The sequence below is a fragment of the Vibrio sp. 99K-1 genome, from assembly GCF_013114585.1.
GTDB lineage: Bacteria > Pseudomonadota > Gammaproteobacteria > Enterobacterales > Vibrionaceae > Vibrio > Vibrio chagasii_B.
Genome location: NZ_VTXF01000001.1, coordinates 352,028 through 377,863 on the forward strand (window position 1 = coordinate 352,028; position 25,836 = coordinate 377,863).

Here is a 25,836-nt window from a genome sequence, read left to right on the forward strand (position 1 = left end):
AGTGGTAATCGTCAGGGATATATTTAGAAGCTAGATTTATTGATACCTAAATTTAATTTGTAAGCTTGCTTTTGTAATCAGTAGTATTACGGAAATAACGCCTATCATTTTGAAGTGACAGGCGTTCTACTCAGTAGAATGTTGGAAGTGTTTGAAACGACAGGAAGGTTATTGATCGATTCCTAGGCCATTACGAAGTGCGAACTGGATTAGTTCTGTATTGTTTTCTAGCTCCAATATGTCGATCATACGATACTTGTGAGATTCGATGGTTCGGGGGCTTAAGAATAGCTTTTCAGCGCACTGTTTTGCGGTAAAACCTTGAGCGAGCAGTGTTAATACAGAGCACTGCTTAGGTGATAATAGAAGAAGTTTTTCACCTTCATTTGCATTAATCGCTTGGTCTTGTTTTAGGTTTCGAGCCATTGTTGAGTGCTGCCAATAACACAGCCAAATATCACAGATAAGCTTAAGACGCTTCATGTCTTGGTCTGATAGTGGGTCTAACTCGTTGTTAAATCGGGAAAAGGATAGCGCACCCCAATCTTGCCCAAACAGTTTCAGAGGGATGATGCCATGCCAACGCCCACCTTCCGTATACAATGTTCTGAGAACCGATATCTTGTGGTCACTCATCTCTTCTTCGTCAAATGTCAGCCAACGTTTTTTTGTTCTTAGTTGTTTTAGATAATCTAAGTAATTGCCACTAATAAAGCTCTGTGCATTGAGCTCTGGAACTCCCTCACGAGCGATAGTAACGGTCTTTCCGTCGTTGAGCATGATCATTGAGTTGGGGAAAAGCGTGACTCTATCAATGTCAAACCAATCTAATACGGAGTGCGCGATTCTTTGCCAAGTCATGTCAAAATCTTTGGGAGGTGAGCCAATTAATGCGTCGGATTGTTCCGTCACTAGGTCTTCAAAAGATATTTTAGTGGTATTTGTCATCAAAAATCATCAACCTCAACAGTAATAATACTAAACAAACTAGCTTTTTTTAGGGCTACTCGTCAAACGTTTCATTATATATCCGAATATTATCGCCAACGTTATTCTCACCAACGTTCGATATATCACTATCATTTAAATCAGTAATACTACTGATTACCTACTTTTATGTTTCTTAAATAATAGCTCTCGGAAAGAAATTACTTTTAAAAATCACAAAAGGTCTTGAGCTATGTTCAAAAAGAAAACCTTCCTACAGCTGGCGATGGGTGCAGCACTTGCATCGACTGCAATGGCGAGTTACGCGACAACGGATACCAGCCGCCCTAACATCTTAGCTATCTGGGGTGACGATATTGGTATCGATAATGTCTCTGCTTATACACGCGGCCAAGCGGGTCACTGGACTCCTAATATTGATCGTATCGCGAATGAAGGCGTGCTGTTTACTGACTTCTACGGTGAAAACTCTTGTACAGCGGGCCGTAGTGCATTTATCACTGGCCAACACCCAATGCGTACAGGTTTAACGAAGGTAGGTATGCCTGGTGCTGCTGAAGGTATGCGCCCTGAAGATCCAACCATCGCGATAATGCTAAAAAACAAAGGTTACATGACGGGGCAGTTTGGTAAGAACCACCTAGGTGATCGTGACGAACACTTGCCAACAGCGAATGGCTTTGATGAGTTTATGGGTAGTCTTTACCACCTAAACGCAGAAGAAGAGCCAGAGCATCCGGATTACCCGAAAAACCCAGCGTTTAAAAAGCGTTTTGGCCCACGTGGTGTTATTCATTCATACGCTGATGGCCGTATTGAAGATACTGGTGCTCTAACGATCAAACGTATGGAAACTGTTGACGAAGAGTTCCTTGAAGGTGCTTTAGACTTCATCGACCGTGCTCACAAAGAGAAAAAACCTTTCTTCGTTTGGTTTAACTCAACACGTATGCACGTTTGGACACACTTGAAAGAAGAATCAAAAGGCTTATCTAAACGTGGCGGTATATACGGTGACGGTTTAGTAGAGCACGACAACATGGTTGGTCAACTGCTTGACAAGCTCGATGAGTTGAAGATTGCCGATAACACGATCGTTTCATACACCACTGATAACGGTGCTGAAAAATGGTCTTGGCCTGATGGTGCAACATCTCGTTTCTACGGTGAGAAGAACTCAACTTGGGAAGGTGGTTTCCGCGTACCAGCTATGATGCGTTGGCCAAACAAGATCCCCGCGGGCACTGTAGTGAATGAAATTGCTGCTCACAATGATTGGGCTCCAACATTCCTAGCCGCCGCTGGTGAGAAGGACATTGTCGCTGACCTTAAAAAGGGCAAAAAGCTTAACGGTAAAGAGTACAAAGTACATCTAGACGGTTACAACTTAATGCCTGCACTGAAAGAAGGCAAAAACACGACGGCAGACAACAACCTGAATTGGCCTCGTAAAGGCTTTGTGTATGCAGCCGATGATGGTCACATCTCAGCGGTTCGTATGGGTGATTGGAAAGTGATGTTCACGGTTAACGAATGTCATGGTATTGAAACTTGGCAATGTCAATTTGAAGAGTTACGTTTCCCATACATCTTTAACCTACGTCAAGACCCTTATGAGAATGCACATAAAGAGGGTGTAGGTTATCAGCAGTGGCGTGTTGAGCACTTGCCATACATGTACATGGGTGCGGCTTACACATTCCAATTCTTGCAAACTTTCCAAGAGTTTCCACCTCGTCAAGTACCAGGTTCGTTCTCTATCGACAAGATTGTAGAGAAGATGAACATTTGGCAGCGAGCTCAATATCAATAGAGTTTCAATGTTCATAGGGCATCAGTGTTAACGGTATCGATATACAATATTGTTCAATCAGCTGAGTCCTAATTGCTAATCGGGAACAGGAAGAGCGACCATTTGGGTCGCTCTTTTTTTTCGTCACTCTGTATGAGCCGATACCGTAATACTACTGATTACCCCCCGAATTGCTTGGTCGATAATGGTTGCAGATAACCGATGTAGGTTGTTTTAGGGAAGCAGTTGCACAGTGAATGTGAGTGAACGAGAAGAGGAAAAATAATGACCCAATCAGCTCAGCACAACACGATTATGTTACCCAAAGCAGCGCCTGCGCAGCGTATGAATATCATGACTAAGCCGATAGGCTCTGCCTGCAACATCGATTGCACTTACTGTTATTACCTAAGTAAAGAAGAGTTGTTAGGCCATGAGCGCGGCTGCACGACTCAAATGAGCGAAGAAATGCTCGACACCTACATCAGAACCTATATCGAACAGCAAAACTTCCCTGAGATTGTATTCCATTGGCAAGGTGGTGAACCGACGTTACTTGGCGTGAATTTCTTTCGTGATGTCGTGCGTCTTCAAAAGAAATATTGCCCGAAAGGCGTCAAAATTGAGAACAACCTTCAGACCAATGGCACCTTACTGAACGATGAATGGGGCAAGTTCTTAAGCAAAAATAAGTTCATGGTTGGTTTAAGTATTGATGGCCCAGAGATGATTCACAATGCCTACCGTACTAACCGAGCTGGTCGCGGCACATTCAAGCAAACTATGAAAGGTGTCGATATTCTGCATAAACACAAGGTTAATTTTGCGACCTTAACTTGTGTAAACAATCTTACAGGTTCAAACCCACTGGACGTTTATCGCTTTCTACGCGACGAGATCCGTTCACCGCAGATGCAGTTTATCCCAATTGTTGAACCGAAATCGTTCCGAGATACGGCACCTCAAAAGTGGACAGATGAAGAAGTCATATTTCAAGGCATGCCTGAAACTGAGCCAAGCCACCCTAATTCGATCGTCGAGTCTTGGTGCGTATCAGACCATCAATGGGGTGAATTTCTTTGTACCATTTTTGACGAATGGTTAGAGAACGATATCGGCCAAGTAAATGTACCGTATTTCGAATCTTGCGTTGAAACTTGGATGGGCCGTGTAAACCCTCTTTGTACACTTGCTCCTATGTGTGGAAAGGGTCTAGCTATTGAGCACAATGGTGATGTATTCGCTTGTGACCACTACGTCTATCCTGACTATAAACTTGGCAATATCAATGATGCCAAGCTAGAAGATATGCAGTTTTCTAAAGGACAAGAAGAGTTTGGGCGTGCAAAAGAGTCTTCACTTCCAAAGCAATGTAGAGAGTGTACCTATCAATTCGCTTGTTTTGGCGAATGCCCGAAAAATCGTTTTATTAAAACGCTCGATGGTGAAACAGGACTGAACTACCTATGTGCAGGTTGGAAGCGCTTTTTCTCTCATATTGACCCTTACATCTCAATGGTTGTGGCCACTATGGGTTATCCGGTACACAAAGGCATCAACAGTGATGCAATGAAAATCAAGTTTAAATAGAGGTGTACCATGATGAGATTCAAGACTGCCGCTTTGCTTACTGCTGCACTTTTCAGCCAAGCTGTTTCTGCTCAAACGGAACAGCCTATACCAGCTGAACACTTGTTTAACCAAGCTTCTGTTGGCGCTGTGATTGACATGGCCTTCGATACAAAAAGCCAACGATACACTGAATTTGCGACACTTTTTAACTTGTGTCAGAAGCTACCTGATAACCCACAATGTGGTGAAAAATACGAAAAAAAACGATCAAACTATGAGCTGGCGAAAGCGAATTACAACGTGCTGTTGATGGCCAATGAGGCGCAATTTATCGATTTAATGATGCCACCATCTAACTATCCTGAATTGGTTTCGGCTCTGAAAACATTGGGGTATTTAAGTGAAAATGAAACTAAAGCGGAACATTCTTTAGTCCTTGAAGCATTGAATGAATGGCTTGTGCTTCATAGTTTTGCGAAAACCGATGAGATCTATTTTATGCATGCGTTAATGGTAAGGGCTGAAGAGCTATCTCAACAACTGTATATAGAGCGTCATCCAATATGAAACATCGGCTAATTAATTGGTCAGCGGTGCTGCTTATTATTGTTGGAGTGCTAGTTAGTATTCAGTCTCAAACCTGCCAGGCGACAACAATCCACGCTTTAAGTGAAGAAAGCTCAAACCAAATTACTCTGGGGCCTGAGCAGCGCGAGCAGTTGTTAGCAGAGTATTCTCAAAACGAATCTTTGCCGATAGCCCAGCGTGCTGCAGCGACTGTCAGCTTAGGGCAATATTATGGCCCTAATTCGATCATTGCAGTCGCCAGGGCTTCGCGGTCGGAATACCCTCAATTGCGCTTAGCTGCGATACAAGCGGCTGGACAATGGCGTGGTAGAGCTAAGTGGGATTTGATTTCTCCAATGCTAGATGATGTCGACCGAGCTGTTGAAGCTCAAGCGGTTCGAACTTTGATCGAACTCTGGCCACAGCTTTCAGGAGAGTATCTTGACCGCCTAGAGCCTGCAGTGGATAGGCATTTAGCTTTATTATCCGACGATCTTGATGGAGATATGGAGCGCGCATGGATCTATACCATTAAAGGTGACTTTGAACAGGCCGAGTTGATTTACTCAGAGCAGTTTGATGATCATAAAGAGCCAAGAGTCGCTATCGCTTACGCAGAATATCTGAAAAGCGTAGGTGACGATAACCGAGCTCAAGAGATTTTAAAGCAGACACTCGCAGAGTATCCCCAAGCTGCCTCTCTACACCATAGCCTTGGTCTGTCTTACTTACGAACTAAAGAAAGGCTAAATGCGCTGCGCCGTTTGAGAAATGCGTATGAGCTGGATCCCCATAACGGCTCTTATGGGTATGCCTATGCGACTCTGGTTCGAGATAGCTATGCTGAAACGGCGATCAAAGTCTATCAAGACATCTATCGGGAACACGCTCAACCAGCTTACCTATACGCATTATGCGACACATTATTGAGTGCTGAAAAAGATGCGACTAAGTGCATTGCTGAGCTTGAATCTGTCGCACCTCAAGATGTTGTATCAAAACTCAAAACATCATATTTGCCCAAATAAATTGATGCTGGACTTTTTATTAAGTGATCAGCGTTTTAGATAGCCCTCAAGGTAATCCTATGTCTACAGATACTCGTGAAGCGATTTGCCAACTAATAGAACAGACTAACCACTCCATTATTGGTCAAGCCCATGTTACGCAATCAATGATGATTGCGTTGTTGTCGGGTGGGCATATTTTATTGGAAGGACTTCCTGGAACGGCAAAAACTCGCGCAGCAAAAATATTGGCGGAACAATTAAATATGGCGTTTAGCCGTGTGCAATTTACGCCCGATTTACTTCCTTCAGATGTTACTGGCACGCAGATTTATCATCAAGAACAGTCAAAACTGACTTTCCAACCAGGGCCAATCTTTAGCTCTATGGTGCTGGCTGATGAGATCAATCGAGCACCAGCAAAAGTTCAAGCCGCACTATTAGAAGCGATGGCTGAAGGTACCGTGACGGTTGCGGGTGAAACCATGTCTCTACCAGAACCTTTCTTGGTGATAGCCACCCAAAACCCAGTTGAGCAAGAGGGCACCTACCCATTACCGGAAGCGCAGATGGATCGCTTCATGATGAAAGTGAATGTGGACTATCCAGATCGAGACTCTGAAATGTTGATTATTGACTTGGTTCGCCAGGAAGAGCTCGCCTTAATGGATGGTGGAATAAACCAGGATACAGAGACTCAGCCTCAAGAACAAAATGAATTGTTAGCTGCGGCATTTAAAGGCGGTTTTGAGCATATTGCGGCAGGCAAGGAAGCGGTAAAGCGTATCCATATATCACAGCCTATTAAGCAATATATTGTGGACCTTGTTATGGCGACGCGTTTTCCGCATTTGTATCCAGATTCAAACCTAGACAAATGGATCGACGTCGGTGTAAGCCCTCGTGCTTCGATTGCATTAGACAAATGTAGCCGTGCCCAGGCTTGGTTAGTAGGACGCGATTATGTAACTCCAGACGACGTAAGAGCCGTAGTGGTTTCGGTATTAGGCCATCGTATTACTCCAAGTTTTGATGCTTTGTCTAACTCGGTGAGCGCAGAACAGATAGTCGACGAGCTACTGCTTAATGTGCCTCTATCTTAGGGAGCATTGTTATGAATATTTCCAATGACGCAAGGGTTGTCAGTTCGTTTGAGTCCTTGATGGCGACAAAATTGAATTCGACAGGTTTTTCGTTGCCACCATTAAGCAAAAGCCGTTCTAGACAAGCTGGCAACCATTTGTCTCGTTACCGCGGTCGAGGACTTAACTTTGAAGAGTTTCGTCACTACCAAATGGGGGATGATATTCGCAGCATCGATTGGAATGTGACACAAAGAATGCTTGAGCCTTACGTAAGGGTTCAAAGTGAGGAGAAAGATCTGCCCGTGATCTTGCTCATCGATCAACGTAGTAGCATGTATTTTTCATCGGTCGATACCATGAAATCAGTGGTGGCAGCTCAAGTCGCCGCTTGCTGTGCTTGGAAGGTGCTAAAAGACAGTGATCGCATTGGCGCACTGATTTTTTCAAACGATAAGCAGTACTGGCACAAACCGCAACGTCATTCTGCTCACGTTGCACGGATTCTTCAGTCACTAGCGCTTGTAAATCAGGGTTTATCCCGTAAAGAGCCGAAAGCTAAAGAGGGCCTAGCCTTTGGGCTATCAAGCGCTTTGAATAAGCTAACACAGCAAAAACTCAAGGGCTGTTTGATCGTCATTATAAGTGATTTTAATGACGCTACAGAACAAGACGTTCAACGAATTAAATGGCTCAAACAGCACAATGATTTTATGGGAATTGCTGTGAATGACCCTATGGAACTGGAACTTGAATTCACTCAACCGATTCATATCAGTGATGGTGAGTGGCAGTTATTGGTTGATACATCATTGAACGAGAAACTTGATCAATACAATCAAGCGACCAAACATGCATATCAAGATATCCATCAGTTATTGAGTGCTGGTGGGGTTGATGTGGTCAGGTTAGACACGTCTGGTAACCACATCGCTGACTTTATTCAAAAAATGAGCGGGGGCTACCGTGTCCGATAATCGAGTTTTGCTCAAAGGCTTTATCGACCCGGCCTCGAATATTGATGTCAGTTGGTTACCAACGACAATTGGTTGGAAAGTCACTTTTGTTCTGATTTTAATGTGGGGAGCTTGGAAGTCGTTCCACTTTTTTCAATCCTACAGGGCGAACAAATATCGTCGCCTAGCAGTGAAAACAATCTGTAGAACTAAACAAGATACCCTTGATAATCAGCGCTTACATCAAGAACTGCGCACCATTAACAGCCTTTTGAAGCAAGTGGCTTGTTGTTCGTTTCCTAGAAGTAAGGTCGCTATGCTAAGTGGCGATGAGTGGGCAGAATTTCTTATGGTCTCTTCACCACAATTCGTATTTGACCGGACGCTTCTGATGCAGTGGCAGCAAGATATATATAAGCCAGCTCTTGATTATGGCTGGACTAAAACTGAATTGAGTCAGATTCGTACAAGTGCAATTGCATGGGTAAAAGGCCATACGAGGGGGACGGATGATCGAGTTTGAATATCTATTGGTTTTCGCTTTATTGCCCCTGCCTATTCTTATCTACTGTTTTGTACCGAGTCATCAAACTCCCCAGCTTGCTTTAAAGGTACCTTTTTTTAATGCGTTGGCATCTAGTTTAGGTTTGAGGACTGAGAAAGGCTCAAGTCAGATCAAAGTAGGTGTTTGGCAACGTTCTTCTCTGGTTTTAGGTTGGTTTTTAGTTGTACTTGCTGCTGCCAAACCCGTTTGGTTAGGGCCTGAAGAGACGAGAGAGCTAACGGGCCGTGATGTGATGATGGTTCTGGATTTGTCTGGCTCAATGGCGACAGATGATTTATCTGATAGTGATGGGAACCAAGTAACTCGTTTGGCAGCGTCAAAAGACGTGCTGGATACGTTCAGTCAGAAGCGCAAAGGCGATCGACTGGGTCTCATTGTATTTGGTGATTCTGCTTTTCTCCAATCGCCATTCACGGCTGACCACTCGGCATGGTTGGCACTGCTAAATGAAACCGAGCCAGCAATGGCTGGGCAAAGTACTCATTTGGGTGATGCAATCGGTCTGGGTATTAAGACATTTCTTTCTGAGAACCAGAAAGATAAGCAAGAGCAACCATCAGGCTTAAATAGCAGTCAATCGAATTCAATTGCACAGGATAGTCATAGTGACGAGCATCTCAAGCGAGAACATCTGATGATTGTACTTACCGATGGTAATGACACCGACAGCTTAGTACCTCCGATTGATGCCGCTAAAGTGGCTGCTGCACATAACATCAAGATTCATCTAGTAGCGATGGGTAGTCCGAATACTTCGGGTGAACAAGCGATTGATATGGATGTCATTGATACGGTTGCTAAGTTGACGGGGGGAAGGAGCTTTTTAGCGATGTCACCTAGCGAGCTAAGCAATGTATACGACATCATCAATGAACTCGAACCGAGTGTGTTTGAAAGCTATCGTTATCAGCCAAAACAAAGTCTTCATTATGTGCCTTTGCTTATCGCCTTTATTTACCATCTGTTGTTTATGGTCGCTCGTTCTCTTTTGCGATTGCGTATGAAGCCAGAAACCCAAAGCACAGGGGGCTATGATGGATAATTTTCACTTTATACGCCCAGAATGGCTGTTACTAATCGTGCCACTTGTTGTGGTTCTGATCATGAATTGGCGCCGCAACCAAAAGCAGAATTCGTGGGTAACTCATTTGCCCAAGCACTTGTCTGATGCTTTGCGTGTTGGTGAGTCGTCTCGAGTGAAGCACCTTCCGATAATACTGCTCAGCGTAATCTGTTTGGCCGTGATAGTGATTGCTTCCGGGCCCAGTTGGTATCGTCAGTCTTCGCCTTTTGCAGAAGACACCACGCCATTGGTGGTTGTGCTCGATGTCTCTGAGTCGATGCTACAAAAGGATATTGCGCCAAGTCGTCTGTTTAGAGCGAAACAAAAAATAGCGGAGCTGATTGATCTGCAAGGTAAAGGAAAAACAGCGTTAGTCGTCTACTCGGGTACCGCTCATTTAGCGATGCCTTTAACGCAAGACATCGAAGTGTTTATGCCTTTATTGGAGGCTATCCATCCTGAAGTCATGCCAAGAGCGGGTAAGTTTGCCGAATATACTTTGCCTGTCATTGACAGATTAGTACCTGAAACTGCCAATGCCACGATATTGTTGGTGACCGATGCGGTAAACCAACTGGCTTACCGTGCGTATCAAGAATATTTCGAGGTAAAAGGTTACCAACTGCTGATCTATGGTGTTGGCAACCAAGAGGTTTTATCTCCTTTACCTTTGGAAGTTGAAGCACTGTCGAAATTAGCCGGCTCGGTGCGTGGCGAGTTCGTCGCTTTTACTCAAGATAGCCAAGATATCAAAAACCTTAGTGGGAAAATAACGTCGTTTGCTGAGCTTTCTGCAGATCAAGCTGAACCTTGGTTTGATGCAAGTTACCCTTTGGTGTGGATGGTATTGGTTCCGTATTTATTGTGGTTTAGAAAGGGTTGGCTGGTTCAGTGGTGTGTTGTGGCTTCTCTGTTTTATAGCGCGACTTACAGCCCTAACTTATACGCTGCAGAGTTTTCGCTAGTCGATGTCTGGCTGACGAGAGATCAGCAGGGGGCTCTGTATTTTCAAGATCAAGAATACCACCAAGCCGCACAAGTCTTTAAAAATGAGTACTGGAAAGCATCGGCCTATTATCAAGCGGGTGAGTATGAATTAGCACAACAATTCTACATGCGAAGTGACACGTTACAGGGGCGATTAGGTGCAGCGGCTTCATTGACCAATCAAAAGGAGTTTGTCGCCGCCCGATCTTTGTACCGAGATATCTTGGATCTGTATCCGAACAATAAAGAGGCGCTTCACAATTTAAAGATTGTAGAAGATGTGATTGCTTATATTGATAGTTTCACGAAGGAACAATCGAAAAGCAATGAACGTCAGGTAAGTAAAGAGAATGGTGATAAGCCGCAACGCTCGGATGGCGTAAAGCAGCAAGTAGAGCAAGCTCAAGTGATTCAAGAAGTCTTATCCGCTGAACAAATCTTGAATGATCCAGGCGCCAACGAAAAGTGGATGAAGCGCGTTCAGAGTGACTTATCGAGCTTTATCTCCACCAAGTTTGCATTGCAGTATCAACAAGGGGCGGCGAATCAGACGGAGTGGAAAGATGCAGCTAAGTAGAAAGATGCAACTAACGAGTTTATTCCAGCTTTTGTGTTTAGTTATTAGCTTAACGAGTCATTCTGCTTATAGCGAGCCAAATACTCACAGTCAGAAGCTAGCCTCACTCTATGAGCAAGGCAATGTAAAACTCAATGCTTGGCTGACGCACGCCAGTTCTAATATTTCGGTGCATGAGCAGATCACTCTCAACATAGAAGTGATGACTGATACCTGGTTCACCAAAGGTACTAAGATACATCGTGTCGAGATTGATAATGCGGTAGTGCTGCCTGTGAGTTCTTTTGCTGTTAACTCTACAGAGCGTATTGATGGGAAAGTGTATTCCAAGCAACTTTGGGAAATAGTGCTTTACCCATTGCAGAGTGGAGACTATCGAATCCCTCCTGTTGCACTTGAAATTGGCGTAAAGCAGGGTCGGAATAATATTGAAGGGGTCTTGCTCACAAAGGCTTTGTCTTTCAATGCTCACAAGCCTTCAGCCAATATGACGGCTGGCTACAAATGGTTAACTGGCTCTGAAGCTAACCTGCACGAAAAGTGGACATTGGTCTCTCAAAGTGGGAGCTCACAGGAGTTAGAGAAAAAGCTCAGTGTAGGCGACTCTATCACTCGTGAAGTGACGTTATCGGCACATGACACTATCAGCGCACTTTTACCGGAGAGCACCACACTCCCTGACACATTAGAGAGTCAATTTTTGGTGTACCCCGAGTCTACTCAGTACCTCGATGATGAGCAAAGAGGAGTGCGCCTTGCCCAACGAATAGAAAGAGTGACCTATATAGTCAATCAGCCGGGGCGAGTGACCCTTCCTTCTGTAAGAGTGTTTTGGTGGGATTCTGCGTCTCAAATGCAAAGGACTCTTGTGCTGGAAGAGCGAAGTTGGGAAGTGTCGCATACGTTAGGTTCTTTTGTTGAGCTGTACAAGTGGTTGCTAGCCTCGATAGCTGCCTTTATTGGAGCATTGGCTTTGGCAGTCATGATCTTGTATCGATATGTCCGAGCTCATCGAAACAATAGGTGGGTGACATTAAGTCAGGCGATATACCAGAAAGATATACCTTTGTATGAACAGGCGGTTTACCAAATATTGCTTAAGCACTTTCAATCCAAAGTATTAGTGCAGGAAGGAAGAACGTTTGATGAGCTGGATGTTATTTGGCAAAGATATCAACAAAACATGGCACTTCATTCATTGATAGAAGTGCAACACCCACGCGTTTTTTTGATCAAAGTGTTAGCAAAACTACTGATGTCTATGCCGCCAAAACCTCAAAAGTGTTAGGTCGCTAATAAACGCCAGGGGTAGCGGAGTGTTGGTTAAACTTGAAGATAGGCGCATACCTCCCATACGCTTTCTTAACCAAGGCGCATGGGAGGTATTAGCAAAATTATTAGATTAACTTTGTCTATGATTATAAAAATTCTCTAGTACAACTATCTGAATAGACTATATTTTAAAAGTATCTGTCACATCTCGTGTTGGATTTTGGGAAAGGAGCGTATTACTGTTGTTAGACCCAACCATAGGCAAACAAATACAGTGGCCATGTGATTTACCACAAGGTCTTATCGATAGCTTACTTGAGATTGCCGTATTTAAAACCGGTATCCAAAGCTTGGAAATTACACAAAAGTTTCAAAACCTACCTGGCGTTTTCTATATTCTTAGTGGCTCTGCGGGAATCTGCTTTTCGACGGAAAATATGAAGAGCTTATCGGGAGGAGTGATCGGTAAAGGTGATTGGATGGGGGCCTTGTCGATTCACGCTGAATACAATCTTTTTGCGGTTGCTGAAGAAGTTGAACCGGTCAGCATGGTACTTTTCCCATCCGAAAAGGTACTAGAGCTGGCTGAAGAGCAGTGCATGGTATTCAAATGGCTGCTTCATTGCGGAACCCGAGCACAATCGATTTGGATGCAGGCTTACCTTTCCTCTATCCATGAAAAAGAACAAAAAACGATTTATGTACTTTTAGAACTCGCTGCGCGCCAAAATAACATAGCGGGAGCTACCGTGAGTGTTAACGTGTCACAAACTCAATTGAGTACGATTACTGGAATTTCTCGCTCACGCTTGAACGAAGTGTTGAAAGGAATAGAACAGGACGGTTTGGTCAAGATTCAAAGGGGTAAAGTATTTATCTCAGATGTTGAAGGGCTATACGAACGTATTTCACCAATGAATCTAATGATGCGTGATCCAGTTGCGGAGATAAAATCCCAGTAGCGTATGCTTTACGCTAAATGATTGAAAACAAAATACCTACAACTTTATAGGTAAACTATAGGCTAATGTTCTTTTGGGAACATACATAAGCCCTTGGAATAGATAACTTCTACCTGATATTTATAAATTTAATTTTGAGTAAATGGTGTTGTTATGAAAATGGCTGTTTTGGAATACAAAGTGTGTGGCATAGGTGAGTGGATAAAAACCAGAGTATCAAGCCGTTGCGCACATTTACTGGCTGCTGAATATGAATTGATGGGATGGCCGATCAAAATCGACGGGGAAGTGTTTTCTGCTGAGAACGCATAGTGCAAACGCGCACCAATAGGGCGAATACGGAAAGGTAGTTACCCTATAGTTGATACAAAAAAGCTGGCGATTGAATGCCAGCTTTTTTATTAAGACGATCAACAAGTAGGATTTACTTGTTCACGAACTCTTTGAATTTTTGCTTGGTTTCAGCGTCGGCTTTTTCATACCAGAAGTACAGCATTTCTTCGGCCGTGTTAGACGCGTTGCCATCAATTTTTGCTGGTAGTGTTACTGGCTGAACAACTGCAGCGGCTGTAGCACCTGTCGTTAATGCGGCAATACCACCTGTACGGTTGTATTCTTTCGCTTCTTGAGGGTATTTACGGCCAATCTGCATACCATCTTTGGTTAATTTGTCTTGCTTAACACTGATTGCATTTTGGTTCTCATCAACCAATTTCCAATCTAGGTTCTGAAAGCCTTTTCTCGCTTCGTTAGCGTTGCGGAACTTAGGCATGTCGAACGTTACCGTTGTGTCTGTAGCGTCAAAAGTAGCAATAATTGCGTCACTATCGACAAACTCACGGTCGTTACCTTGACTAAAAGCGAGCTGATATTGGAAAACGATTTGGTTTATACCGTCTGGCACGGTGATCGTTTTGCTTGAAGAGAAAAAACCACCCTCAAGATCAGGTTTAGCCTCATTAACCGCTAAGACTTCAACTAGAGCATCTGCGCTAGAAGGAACTTCAATTTTTACATCAGCTAACACTTGTGGTGCTGCGATAATTGTGGAAAGTAGCGCAATGGATTGTAATGTTTTCATAATCATACAGTTATTGGTGTGAGATATTTTACAATCTCACGCAGAACGAAGTATTTCAAGTTACCTTGTCTCGATTTGGCAAAATTCACCGAAACTTAACCTAAGCCTAATTATTGACCGTGTTACCTGTACGTTTCTTATCCGCGTAAGAGTGGTTTAGTGCATCTGGTGGGGTGACGTCATCATCAAGAACCTCAGCATCAGTAGGCGATTGAAGCGTGATGTAGATAGGAACAAAAGCACACACCCAAATCGCATAAATGGTAATGACCCGGTTCAATATAACAAACCATGCCTCACTACCGGACTCGGAAACGTAGTATCCAACGAGAGTAAGTAAGGTACAGACAATCGCCCACATAATGGCTGAAAATGGCTCTTTAGTGGTTGATGCGAGCAGTACTATCGTAATGTAAGGTACGGCCATCGCGATACCTAATGGCACGTGATAGTCGACGACAGAAATGAGCGTAGCGCCCACCGCCAAAAGTAGATGTGGACCGATACTAGGTAGGTTCAATTTCATATGACACCCCAGTTAACCCGTTTTACGTTGTTGGTTGAGTTTGTGTATTAAGCGTGTTGCTTGATGGCTGTTTACCATGAGTCGATTGATGAGCTGTTGCAGTAGTTCGGCTTCCGGCATGATGTGCTGCTCTGTGGTTTGCGCAGCAGAGATAGCAAGCTCAAGCACCTCATACATCTCGTGCTTAGATGCAATGGCGATGACGGCTTTTAAAGTTCTTGATAAATCATCGGGTTTATCATCCGAGAAGAGGGCTATTAGCTCATCAATTTCATTTTCTAATTCATCAACTAAGTTGTTTAAACACTTCAGCTTTTCATTCCCTTCTAGCTTATCGCCCTCGAGTAATGGGCTACGAGATATTTCTTCTTCTGTAAGAGGCAGCTTGTTCTTAGGCGGACGAGTCAGCATGGTGACATTGCTATTACTCGTTTCGGTTGATTGGCGAGAATGAACAGATTGGTGTCGGTTTATCTCAAACTGATGATGAAACTCATTAATGGCATTTTGTAGGCTGTTTTTTTGCAATGGTTTCGTAAGGACAAAGTTGGCTCCTGACACAAGAAACTCGTCATGAGCCTCTTTAAACACATCAGCAGTACAAGCAAAAATAACCGTGGTTAACTTAAGTTCATTGCGGATCTTTTGAATCGCCTCGATACCACTCATATTCGGCATGTGATTATCCATAATGATTAAGTCATATTGGTTTGCAGCCAATTTATCGAGTGCCTGCAGCCCGTCATACGCATTCTCAACAGTCATGTTTATAGACTCACAGAACTTCTTGATAACCATGGCGTTGATTTTATTGTCCTCTACGAGCAGCACAGTGAAGTCATTGAGCGTTTTATTAATGCTGGTGGAGGCTTGCTCGGTAGTTTGTTGTTCTAGTTCGTGCATTTCTAATGGTAAGGAAATGGTAAAACAAGTACCCACATTCAGTTGGCTAGAGACATCAATGGTTCCGCCCATCAATTCAACCAGCTGTTTGACTATTGATAACCCTAAACCCGTTCCGCCGAACTTACGCGTTGTAGAGAGCTCTGCTTGCTCAAACGCTGAAAAGATGTGGTCAACCTTGTCTTCAGCAATACCTATGCCCGTGTCGGAGACCATAATGTTGACCGATGGTGGTGTAGTAGGGGCGATCTCGAACTCGACTTCGACCTTACCTGACTCGGTAAACTTGACGGCATTTCCGGCTAGATTAAATAAGATTTGGCGCGTTCGTGCTGAGTCGCCAAGAAGTTGAATATTGGTTGGGATATTATCCTTAATAACAAAAGATATCCCTTTATCGGTGGCGAGCGGCGTTAGCGTTTTGTCTAGGTGTGTGACAACGTCGGTTACGGAAAATGGACTCAGTTCGAGCTCCATTTTACCTTGCTCAACTTTAGAAAAATCGAGAATGTCATTCAGAATGGTGACAAGGTGCTGCCCTGAGTCGATGATGATTTGTGCCTGTTTCCGAGTATCGGCACTTTGAGAATCTTCTTTGATGATTTGTGCAATACCTAATACGCCGTTCATAGGGGTTCTTAGTTCGTGACTCATTGTCGCGAGGAACAATGATTTTGCCTCACTCGCTTTTTGTGCTCTGTTTGCTGCCTCTTGATAAGAAAGGTTATTCCTTTTTAATTCAAAAACTCTCAAGATAAATATGGCGAACGAAAAGACTAAAGTCAGAAAAGCTAGCACGATAATAAGCTTAACGATCACGCCTTTAAGCTGGTCTTGCAAGTCAGTAAACCGATGCTCAATGTGTTCAATGTACTCCATACTGTGCGCTGAAAGTACTTGTGAGAGTAGCTGACTCTGTTGTTGGTTGAGTTCAGTAAACGTTTTATATAGGTTCGCTAACTCAGAGTTGATACCAGAATTCTGATGCCTGATTCCTCCAACCAATACGCTTGCAAGAAGCTCACTTTGAATTTCGATATCTGCGTTGTTCACCGCGGTGCGAGTTGAACTGCTCTTTGTGAGTTGTTGAGTTAAAGATTGCAGAATAAACTGACGAGCGACGCTTAAACCAACTAGTTTATCGAGTGTGTCTAAATTCGACATTGAGGCGTTATAAAAACGCTCCAATAATTGCGCTGTCGGTAAGTCTTTAAAGAACGCAGAGTGGATATTCTTGCCTTGATAGATCTCTCTTAGCTGTTGTAATTCTTTTTCTAGGATCACTAAATCTTCGGACATTTGGTAAGGGTCGGAAGTACCAGTAAGTGCTGCATTGGTAATATGATCACGCATCTCTAAAACTTCGTGGCCTAGTTCACGAATAGGTTCCCCATATTCGGTAACCCTCTCATACTCCGAGTTGGTCAGTATGATAAAGCTGATTAAGCTGATAAATAGCGTGACAAAAAGCAAAAAGATGAGCCTGATCTTATTCATTTTCAAACTCCACTAGTATTTCGGGGCGTTGCCCAGTGAGTGTCTCGAGAAACACCTTGATGTCACTGATTGTTTGTTCTTCAAACGTTTTACCAAGCTGACTTTCACCCATTATTTTAATGGCCTCTTCTAGGGTTTCGGTTTGACCGTCATGGAAATAAGGCGCCGTAATCGCGACGTTTCTCAAGCTCGCGACACGAAACAGATGCTTGTCTTGTGGTTGCTGAGTAAACATAAAGCGACCTTGGTCTTCACTTCGCTCAGAGCCTGTTTTTGATAATCCGAAGTAACCAAAACGCATCACCATGCCTCCACCAATATTGGTGCCTTGGTGACAACGAATACATCCTTCTTCTTGAAATGTTTCCCAGCCACGTTTTTCAGCAGCGGAGAGTGCGGCAGTATCGCCACGTAAATATCGGTCAAAAGGGGAGTCGGGTGTGGTTAAGCCTCGCATAAACTCAATGAGCGCGGCTTTAACGGAGACGGTATCAATTGCCATTTTTTGGCTTTTAAATAGGTCAATGTAGGTGGGTGACTTAGATACATAATCGGTGATAAGCGCCCAGTTCGAGTCCATTTCGTCCACATTATGTACTGGTCCGTCTATCTGATCTGAAAGGTTGTTTACCCTGCCGTCCCAAAAGAATCGGTAATTGAAAACCGCGTTGAAGACCGTAAGAGAGTTGCGCATTCCGGCACCATTTACCCCTATTGATACAGGAATCACCTCAGCACCGTTGGTTTGAAGGCTGTGGCAGGTTTCGCAACTGACGTTTCGATTAGAGGAAAGATTTGGGTCTTTGAAGAGTACCCAGCCAATTTTCGCCAGATCGTGATCGATTTCAGTGGCGTTAGGAATTGGAAAGACTTTGATATTAGAGGTCGTGAGTTGACGGGTTTTATGCGTGTCGCTTGCGTGCGAATCCGAGTGAGAAGAATCAGCAGGGTGATGGTCTTTGTGTTCAAAGGAAGAGTGAGAATTTGAAGATGCACCATCATAAACCAGTATAGCGATCGAAACACAAATAACAGTTATGCTTATTCCAGCCAAATAGGATGTCTTCATAGCTCAGTTCCATCTAAATTTAATCCATTAAATCAATTCAGGATCCGTCTGAATTACCCCTTATTTACCTTGCTAATCATAAGGGTTCTTTTATAAATCTAGTTTCATAAATCTAATGTTGCAAGATAAGGAGCAGGGATAGGAACATTGGCTGATAGATACAGAAAAGCCGTGGAAACTTCTTTGAGTCACCACGGCTTTGTATTTGACTATGTATTTAATTTAGTTATTCAACTCAAAATACATGGTTCAGGTTTGCTTATTTAGCTTGAGCTGCTGCCGCTTCAAGTTGCTTAAGTTTGCCTTGCAGCATGTAAGCGTTTTGGTTGAAGTTGCCTGGGTTCAATGCTTGGCTGTTCTGCATTGGGTAATCAGGTAGCGTTTGCATGAATTCTTGTACTTTGCCGCCAACTGGTACGAATAACCACATGTTGTCTGCCATCCAGCGTAGGTACATGCCAGATTCGTGTGGTGCTTTTTCGAATGGGTCAGCACGTAGGTGTACTACTTGTGGCCAGTTTGGTTGGAAACGTACAGCATCTGTGATGTTACCGTCCATAACTGCGAATGAGATCTTGAAGTCATTCCAACGTACCGCGTTTAGCTCTGCGTTCGCTGAGAAGTAAAGTAGGCTGTCACGAGGACCTTTCTCTTCTTTACCTTCGAAGTAAGGCATGAAGTTGTAACCATCTAGGTGTACACGCCAGTTTTTACCGTTGTATGTAGCACCTTTGTCAGACGCTAGCTTCTCAACCACTTTATCATCACCAGCTGCCGCTAGAAGAGTAGGGATCCAGTCTTGGTGAGCCATGATATCGTTGATCTTGCTACCCGGTTTGATTACGCCAGGCCAGCGAACTAGCTGAGGAACACGCATACCACCTTCGTAAGTTGTACCTTTCTCACCGTGGAAGTAAGTTGCACCACCATCAGGCCAAGATACTGTCTCTGCACCGTTATCGGTAGAGTAGATCACGATCGTGTTGTCTGCGATTTTAAGCTCATCAAGCTTGTCTAGAAGGATACCAACTTGGTCATCGTGCTCTAGCATGCCGTCAGCGTAGATGCTGATACCAGATTTACCTTGGTATTTTTCTTGTAGACGAGTCCACACGTGCATACGCGTTGTGTTGTGCCAGATAAAGAATGGTTTGTCAGCTTTCACTGCTTTTTCCATAAACGCTAGAGATTCTTCTAGGAACTCTTCATCCGCGTGCTCCATACGTTTACGCGTCATAGGACCTGTATCTTCGATCTTACCGTCAGCAGTAGACTTGATTACACCACGTGGACCGAAGTTCTTACGGAACTCAGGATCTTTAGGGTAGTAGTATGTCTCTGGCTCTTCTTCTGCATTCAGGTGGTAAAGGTTACCGAAGAACTCATCAAAACCGTGGTTCGTAGGAAGGTGTTTGTCTTGGTCACCCATGTGGTTCTTACCGAACTGAGCTGTCATGTAGCCCTGTTCTTTAAGAAGGTCAGCGATAGTTGGAGCCCAGTCTGGGATACCGTGATCAGAACCTGGCATACCAATGGTAAGTAGGCCTGTACGGAAAGGTTCTTGACCTGTTAGGAATGCAGCACGACCAGCTGTACACGATTGTTGACCGTAGTGGTCAGTAAATAGTGCGCCTTCGTTAGCAATACGGTCGATGTTAGGTGTTTCGTAACCCATCATACCGTTGTTATATGCACTGATGTTGAATACACCAATGTCATCACCCCAGATAGCAAGAATATTTGGTTTTTCTGCTGCTGTCGCTGCTGAAGAAGCTGCTAATAAGCCAACACCTAATGCTAGTTTATTAATTTTAGTACCCATAAGGACTCCGATTCACTTTTAAGATTAATGCGTTAGAACAACACATCGATGGACAAATGTTATTCCCAAAACCGTGTTCCGTCCTTTTATAGTGTTTATAACCAATCGTTATGATGTGGGGTTAACTTATTGATTAATTGGAGTTTCAGTTGATGGTTCTAATAAACACTTAGTTTACATGTGTGATCCCTATCAAGTTTGTAGATGCAAATTAAACCAGTATGTTTTGTATCCGTGTCTTATAAAAATGACAAAAAGATTAATAGCTTACCGAATCTCGCGCATGTGCAAAAAATGAACTATACGTTGTAGGGCAGGATGCAAATAACTTACGAAGAGGTTTCTATGACAGCGAAATATGGCGTCAAGCGTCGATTAGCGATTTTGGGGACAGCGATGATGGCGGCTTCTACCACCACATTCGCCGCCGAAAAACCAAATATTCTCGTCATTTGGGGTGATGACATTGGTCAATCTAATGTTAGTGCTTACACCTTTGGCTTAATGGGCTATCAAACTCCGAATATTGATAGCATCGCTAAAGAGGGCATGATGTTTACCGATTACTACGCAGAGCAGTCGTGTACCGCAGGTCGCTCTACGTTCATTACTGGTCAAAGTGTATTGCGAACAGGTTTAAGTAAAGTAGGCTTACCTGGTGCGGATATTGGTCTTCAAGCAGAAGATGCTACGATCGCAGAACTACTGAAGCCTATGGGTTATATGACAGGCCAATTTGGTAAAAACCACTTGGGCGATAAAGATGAATTCCTTCCAACAGCACACGGGTTTGATGAATTTTTTGGCAACCTTTACCACCTAAATGCTGAGGAAGAACCAGAGAATGAAGATTACCCTAAAGACCCAGAGTTTCGTAAGAAATTCGGTCCACGTGGCGTGATCAAGTCATTCGCTGACGGTAAGATTGAAGATACTGGTCCTTTAACGCGTAAGCGTATGGAAACGGTAGATGAAGAAACACTAGACGCGGCACTCGACTTTATGGACCGTGCAGTGAAAGCCGACAAACCATTCTTCGTTTGGTGGAACGCTACGCGTATGCACTTTAGAACACACGTTCAGCCAGACAGTAAAGGTGTAACAGGCATTAGTAACTATGCCGATGGTATGGTTGAGCACGATAGACATGTTGGTCAGCTACTAAAACAAGTGGATGATCTAGGCATCAAAGACAACACCATTGTTTTCTACTCTACGGATAATGGTCCACACATGAACTCATGGCCAGATGCAGGTACAACGCCATTCCGAGGTGAGAAAAATACCAACTGGGAAGGGGCATATCGTGTACCCGCAATGGTTCGTTGGCCAGGTAAAATTGAACCTGGAACTGTCTCTAACGAAATCATGCATCATATGGACTGGATGCCAACATTCCTTGCTGCAGCGGGTGATGATCAGATCAAAGAGAAGCTACTCAAAGGTCATACCGCGGGTGACAAAACCTTTAAGCTTCACCTAGATGGTTATAACTTCCTTCCTTACCTAACGGGTGAAGAAGAAAAAGGTCGTCGTCACGAAATCTTCTACTTCACAGATGATGGTGATTTAGCGGCACTTCGTTATAACCAATGGAAAGCGGTATTCATGGAGCAACGAGCGACGGGTACTATGCAAATTTGGGCTGAACCGTTTGTGACCTTGCGTCTTCCTAAGTTGTTTAACCTTAGAATGGACCCATACGAAAATGCTGATATCACATCGAACACATACTACGACTGGTTACTTGACCACGCGTACATGTTCGTTCCAGCACAAGCCTATGTGGGCAAGTTCCTAGAAACATTCGCTGAATATCCACCACGTCAAAAAGCGGCGAGCTTTAGTTTGGATCAGGTTATGGAGAAACTTCAGGAGTCCCATAACAAGTAATCGACGGTTTGGATATACCAACTGTATGAAAAGAGCTCTTCGGAGCTCTTTTTTATGGGTGCAGTGGTGAGCAGCCACATGTCCTGAATATGAATCACAACAATCGAGCTCATGGTCACTAAATAATTGTAAATTAGCTGTTTTTGCGTCTACCTTATTAAGCATAAGGATGTATAAAACAAGGAATGTTATGTCTGCATTGTTGTGCTCACTAGTGAACGGATTGAAACACCAGCGAGTTGCAGTATTATCCGCGATTTTCACGATATTGAGTTTCAATGTTTGCGCGAGCGAACAAGCGTCGCCTGTCAGTGATAAAGCTACGAAAACCGTGTCTAAATCTACGGAAAGCGGTTCGTCAGCCACGTACATAGGCTCAGAGGCTTGTATTGATTGCCACAGCGCAGAAGTCGAAGCTTGGCAGGGCTCTCATCATGACATGGCGATGAAGCACGCCACAGATGATTCCGTTTTAGGTAATTTTGATAACCAAACCATCACGCATCAAGGTAAGCCAAATCGTTTTTATCGCAAAGGTGATGAGTTCTGGGTCAACATTGAAGGGCCAGATGCTCAATTCAAAGATTACAAAATCAGTTATACCTTTGCCTTTGAACCACTTCAGCAATATATGGTTGAGTTTGAAGACGGCCGTGTTCAGCTCATTCCTTTTGCTTGGGACTCTCGCACCGAGACTGAGGGAGGACAGCGCTGGTTTCACCTCTATCCAGATACAACCAACACCGATGAATTTTATTGGACCAATAGCGGCCAAAATTGGAACTTCATGTGTGCTGATTGCCATTCAACAAACCTAGAAAAGAACTACGACATGGCAAGCAACACCTACAGTACAACTTGGTCTGAAATCAATGTGGGTTGTGAGGCGTGTCATGGCCCTGCAAGTGAGCACGTTGAACAAGCAAAGCAAGCTGCTCATTCAGCTAAAGCCAACGGTGGTAAAAGCGTTCAACTCACGGCGCATTATGGTTTTGACCGCGATTTGTCTAAGTCGGTCAAAGAGTGGGTTTACCAAGAGGGCAATTCCACCCTTCAACCGAAAGACATCATTCATACCAACCAAGTTCAAACCTGTGCTCAGTGCCATAGCCGACGCACACAACTGAATGAGACGGCGGATCACGTCAATGGCTCGTTTTTTGATAAATACCGTTTGAGCTTAATTAGCCCGGAACTCTATCATCACGATGGTCAAATCTATGATGAGGACTACGTGTACGGTTCATTCCTACAGTCAGCGATGGCTGAGAAAGGCGTCACTTGCACTAACTGTCACGATCCCCATACCGCTGAGCTGAAAATTGCGGAAGAAGCGGTATGTAGCCAATGCCATATTGCATCGGAATACACACCAGAAAAACACACTTTCCATGAGGCATACACGGAAGCTTCAAAATGTACCACTTGTCACATGCCTGAAACGACGTATATGGAGGTCGATCCGAGACGTGACCACAGCTGGCATGTTCCGCGCCCGGATATTAGCCAGCATATTAAAACGCCGAACGTGTGTACTAGTTGCCATGAAGACAAAACCGATCAGTGGGCCGATAAGCAAATTGGTCAATGGTTCCCTGATTCAAAATATAGAAACCAACAGCATTTCGCTGTGGCTTTTTACGCGGACTCAATAGGGCACAGAGGCGCGGAAGATGCACTGGCGTATTCGGCTCAGGATTCTAGCTTAAGTAATATTATTCGAGCATCAAGCTTGGAGCGCTTGTCTGGTAACACGGGTAAGAACACTCTCATTTCATTAGCAAGGGCAGTAAAACACGACGATGAGATGATCCGTTTAGGCGTTGTACAAGGTTCATCTGGTTTCCCGTTTACCGACCGCTGGCAGATTCTAGAACCACTGCTTACTGACCCAGTATTGTCTATTCGTTCAGAAACAGCTGGCGCGCTAGTCCGTTATTGGGGAGAAATGAATCCGCTACAGAAAGACCAAATCAAGTCTGCATTGGAAGAGTACATTGAGATTCAGCGCTTTAATGGTGACAGAGGTTTTGGAAGAACCAATCTGGGTAATGTTTACCGAGATTTAGGGAAGCACGAACAAGCCATTGAATACTACTTAGGCGCTATCGAAATCGAGCCATATTTCGAGAACAGCTACGCCAATCTGGCTGACCTCTACCGGGCACTAGGTGATGAATCTAAAGCTCTTGTTACCTTGAAGCAAGGCATTCAGGCGCAACCAAAATCGAGTGTGTTGCCATACAGCGCAGGTTTAGCTTTGCTAAGGGTAAAAGACTATGATCAAGCAACGCGTTATCTAAAACAAGCGGCTGAAACTGCACAGACGGATCCGCAATATTGGTATGTGTATGGCTTGGCATTGGAAAAGTCAGATGTACTTGCGGCGAGCAAGTCATTACACAAGGCTTATCAATTTAGCCGAAACCCTCAACATTTGTATGCACAGTGTGAAGTGTTGGCGCGAAACAGCCATATACCGGGTGTGCCAAAAGCATTTGAACAGTGTATTTCATCATTGAGTAAAGTGGCCCCGCCAGAAGCCATTAACCAATTGAAGGCTAGGCTTAAATAAAACGATGAGGTTAGCTTGGTTATGCTGGTTGTAACGTTTTACACCATAACCACTTATTGCGTTTATAACCAATAGTTATCGAGCTTGTGAGTAGGATGTACGCAGCCAGTTTGAATAAAGGAAGACCTATGAACCATGCGCAACAAGCAATAAACCAACTGATTGAACAAACAGAAAAAAGTGTTATCGGACAGAGCCACGTCGTTCGGGCTCTTGTGATAGGGTTATTGACCAATGGGCATGTGCTTTTAGAAGGGCTTCCTGGCACAGCGAAAACACGTTCAGTAAAGTCGCTTGCCAACTTATTAAATACCAGTTTTGGTCGAATCCAGTTCACACCAGACCTATTGCCATCAGATGTGACGGGTACAGAGGTGTATCAAGAGCTAGACGGGAAACCTCAACTGCACTTCCAACCGGGGCCTATCTTCAACAGTATTGTCCTAGCCGATGAAGTAAACCGTGCGCCAGCTAAAGTACAAGCGGCACTGCTTGAGGCGATGGCTGAAGGCACGATCACAGTAGGTGGTGAAACTCACATCCTTCCTGACCTATTCATGGTACTCGCTACTCAAAACCCAGTTGAGCAAGAAGGTACATACCCGCTACCTGAAGCGCAAATGGACCGTTTCATTATGAAAGTGACGGTTGATTACCCAGAAGATGAAGCAGAGCGTGACATCATTCGCTTGGTTCGCAGTGAAGAGCTAGGCAATGAGACCAGTTCCGAGCTAGTGACTCCGCAGCATATTGAACCTGAATTAGTGCTTGAGGCACGGCGCCAACTTCCAGAAATCGCGGTGTCTGATTTAGTTGAAAACTATATCGTGGCGTTAGTTATGGCAACTCGAAAGCCGGAACGTTACCCAGAATCTAACTTGTCCAAATGGATTGAAATTGGTTCGAGTCCACGTGCTTCTATCGCTCTAGATAAGTGTGCTCGCGCTTATGCTTGGCTACAAGGGCGTGACCACGTCACGTTGGATGATGTTCGTGCAATGCTGCCAACTGTGTTGGGGCACCGATTCTCACTGTCTTACGATGCGCTTGCTGACGGGGTCGACCATCAGAGAGTCGTTGAAGAGCTACTTGATAACGTAGAGATCGGATAATAAGGGGG

21 protein-coding genes are annotated in these 25,836 nt (G+C 44.1%); 15 read left to right on the top strand and 6 right to left on the bottom strand.

The window, feature by feature from the left end:
- Positions 1 to 168: 168 nt before the first annotated feature.
- On the bottom strand, positions 169 to 948 hold the full coding sequence (locus F0228_RS01595; RefSeq protein ID WP_116870749.1) for a LuxR C-terminal-related transcriptional regulator: 780 nt from the start codon (positions 946 to 948) through the stop codon (positions 169 to 171).
- Between the two features lie 265 nt (positions 949 to 1,213).
- Here F0228_RS01595 and F0228_RS01600 point away from each other — a divergent pair, with 265 nt between their 5' ends.
- From F0228_RS01600 to F0228_RS01655, 12 genes are all read left to right on the top strand, one after another.
- The gene (locus F0228_RS01600) at positions 1,214 to 2,761 is read left to right on the top strand and encodes an arylsulfatase (RefSeq protein WP_239937404.1); all 1,548 of its coding nucleotides are present in this window, start codon (positions 1,214 to 1,216) and stop codon (positions 2,759 to 2,761) included.
- 264 nt (positions 2,762 to 3,025) lie between these two features.
- The gene (locus F0228_RS01605) at positions 3,026 to 4,330 is read left to right on the top strand and encodes an anaerobic sulfatase maturase (protein WP_116870747.1); all 1,305 of its coding nucleotides are present in this window, start codon (positions 3,026 to 3,028) and stop codon (positions 4,328 to 4,330) included.
- Positions 4,331 to 4,339: 9 nt separating this feature from the next.
- Entirely contained in the window at positions 4,340 to 4,879 is a 540-nt protein-coding gene (locus F0228_RS01610) for a hypothetical protein (protein WP_116870746.1), read from the top strand.
- Positions 4,876 to 5,907: a hypothetical protein gene (locus F0228_RS01615; protein WP_116870745.1), complete on the top strand. Its 1,032-nt coding sequence runs from the start codon at positions 4,876 to 4,878 to the stop codon at positions 5,905 to 5,907. Before F0228_RS01610 ends, F0228_RS01615 begins: the two co-directional genes overlap by 4 nt.
- Positions 5,908 to 5,966: 59 nt before the next feature.
- Complete coding sequence (locus F0228_RS01620) at positions 5,967 to 6,989, top strand: MoxR family ATPase (RefSeq protein WP_116870744.1); 1,023 nt, start codon at positions 5,967 to 5,969, stop codon at positions 6,987 to 6,989.
- A gap of 11 nt (positions 6,990 to 7,000) precedes the next feature.
- On the top strand, positions 7,001 to 7,945 hold the full coding sequence (locus tag F0228_RS01625; protein WP_171761755.1) for a DUF58 domain-containing protein: 945 nt from the start codon (positions 7,001 to 7,003) through the stop codon (positions 7,943 to 7,945).
- Positions 7,935 to 8,447 carry a DUF4381 domain-containing protein gene (locus F0228_RS01630; protein ID WP_116870742.1) on the top strand — a complete coding sequence of 171 codons (513 nt, stop codon included), beginning with the start codon at positions 7,935 to 7,937 and terminating at the stop codon, positions 8,445 to 8,447. Before F0228_RS01625 ends, F0228_RS01630 begins: the two co-directional genes overlap by 11 nt.
- The gene (locus F0228_RS01635) at positions 8,434 to 9,531 is read left to right on the top strand and encodes a VWA domain-containing protein (protein ID WP_171761756.1); all 1,098 of its coding nucleotides are present in this window, start codon (positions 8,434 to 8,436) and stop codon (positions 9,529 to 9,531) included. The genes F0228_RS01630 and F0228_RS01635 overlap by 14 nt, the downstream gene beginning before the upstream one ends.
- On the top strand, positions 9,521 to 11,116 hold the full coding sequence (locus tag F0228_RS01640; RefSeq protein WP_239930599.1) for a VWA domain-containing protein: 1,596 nt from the start codon (positions 9,521 to 9,523) through the stop codon (positions 11,114 to 11,116). Before F0228_RS01635 ends, F0228_RS01640 begins: the two co-directional genes overlap by 11 nt.
- The gene (locus F0228_RS01645; RefSeq protein WP_116870739.1) at positions 11,103 to 12,404 is read left to right on the top strand and encodes a BatD family protein; all 1,302 of its coding nucleotides are present in this window, start codon (positions 11,103 to 11,105) and stop codon (positions 12,402 to 12,404) included. Before F0228_RS01640 ends, F0228_RS01645 begins: the two co-directional genes overlap by 14 nt.
- 226 nt (positions 12,405 to 12,630) lie before the next feature.
- Entirely contained in the window at positions 12,631 to 13,350 is a 720-nt protein-coding gene (locus tag F0228_RS01650) for a Crp/Fnr family transcriptional regulator (protein ID WP_171761757.1), read from the top strand.
- 153 nt (positions 13,351 to 13,503) lie between these two features.
- Positions 13,504 to 13,662 (top strand): hypothetical protein, encoded by a 159-nt coding sequence (locus F0228_RS01655; protein WP_171750743.1) that lies wholly within the window; start codon positions 13,504 to 13,506, stop codon positions 13,660 to 13,662.
- Between the two features lie 112 nt (positions 13,663 to 13,774).
- Here F0228_RS01655 and F0228_RS01660 read toward each other — a convergent pair whose 3' ends face one another.
- The 5 genes from F0228_RS01660 to F0228_RS01680 all read right to left on the bottom strand — a co-directional run bounded on the left by F0228_RS01660 (position 13,775) and on the right by F0228_RS01680 (position 20,248).
- A complete protein-coding gene (locus F0228_RS01660; protein ID WP_171761758.1) occupies positions 13,775 to 14,431 on the bottom strand; it encodes a DUF2057 family protein in 657 nt (218 codons plus the stop codon).
- Between the two features lie 106 nt (positions 14,432 to 14,537).
- Positions 14,538 to 14,957: a hypothetical protein gene (locus F0228_RS01665; RefSeq protein ID WP_171761759.1), complete on the bottom strand. Its 420-nt coding sequence runs from the start codon at positions 14,955 to 14,957 to the stop codon at positions 14,538 to 14,540.
- Between the two features lie 12 nt (positions 14,958 to 14,969).
- Positions 14,970 to 17,357 (bottom strand): ATP-binding protein, encoded by a 2,388-nt coding sequence (locus F0228_RS01670; RefSeq protein WP_171761760.1) that lies wholly within the window; start codon positions 17,355 to 17,357, stop codon positions 14,970 to 14,972.
- Positions 17,350 to 18,426, bottom strand: a complete 1,077-nt coding sequence (locus F0228_RS01675; RefSeq protein WP_171761761.1) for a cytochrome c peroxidase — start codon at positions 18,424 to 18,426, stop codon at positions 17,350 to 17,352. The genes F0228_RS01670 and F0228_RS01675 overlap by 8 nt, the downstream gene beginning before the upstream one ends.
- Positions 18,427 to 18,685: 259 nt before the next feature.
- The gene (locus F0228_RS01680; RefSeq protein WP_171761762.1) at positions 18,686 to 20,248 is read right to left on the bottom strand and encodes an arylsulfatase; all 1,563 of its coding nucleotides are present in this window, start codon (positions 20,246 to 20,248) and stop codon (positions 18,686 to 18,688) included.
- A gap of 345 nt (positions 20,249 to 20,593) precedes the next feature.
- On the opposite strand from F0228_RS01680, the gene F0228_RS01685 reads away from it, so the two are divergent.
- From F0228_RS01685 to F0228_RS01695, 3 genes are all read left to right on the top strand, one after another.
- Complete coding sequence (locus F0228_RS01685) at positions 20,594 to 22,141, top strand: arylsulfatase (protein ID WP_061031049.1); 1,548 nt, start codon at positions 20,594 to 20,596, stop codon at positions 22,139 to 22,141.
- A 190-nt stretch (positions 22,142 to 22,331) separates the two neighbouring features.
- The gene (locus F0228_RS01690) at positions 22,332 to 24,716 is read left to right on the top strand and encodes a multiheme c-type cytochrome (protein ID WP_171761763.1); all 2,385 of its coding nucleotides are present in this window, start codon (positions 22,332 to 22,334) and stop codon (positions 24,714 to 24,716) included.
- A gap of 128 nt (positions 24,717 to 24,844) precedes the next feature.
- On the top strand, positions 24,845 to 25,828 hold the full coding sequence (locus F0228_RS01695) for a MoxR family ATPase (RefSeq protein ID WP_105058109.1): 984 nt from the start codon (positions 24,845 to 24,847) through the stop codon (positions 25,826 to 25,828).
- Positions 25,829 to 25,836: the final 8 nt, after the last annotated feature.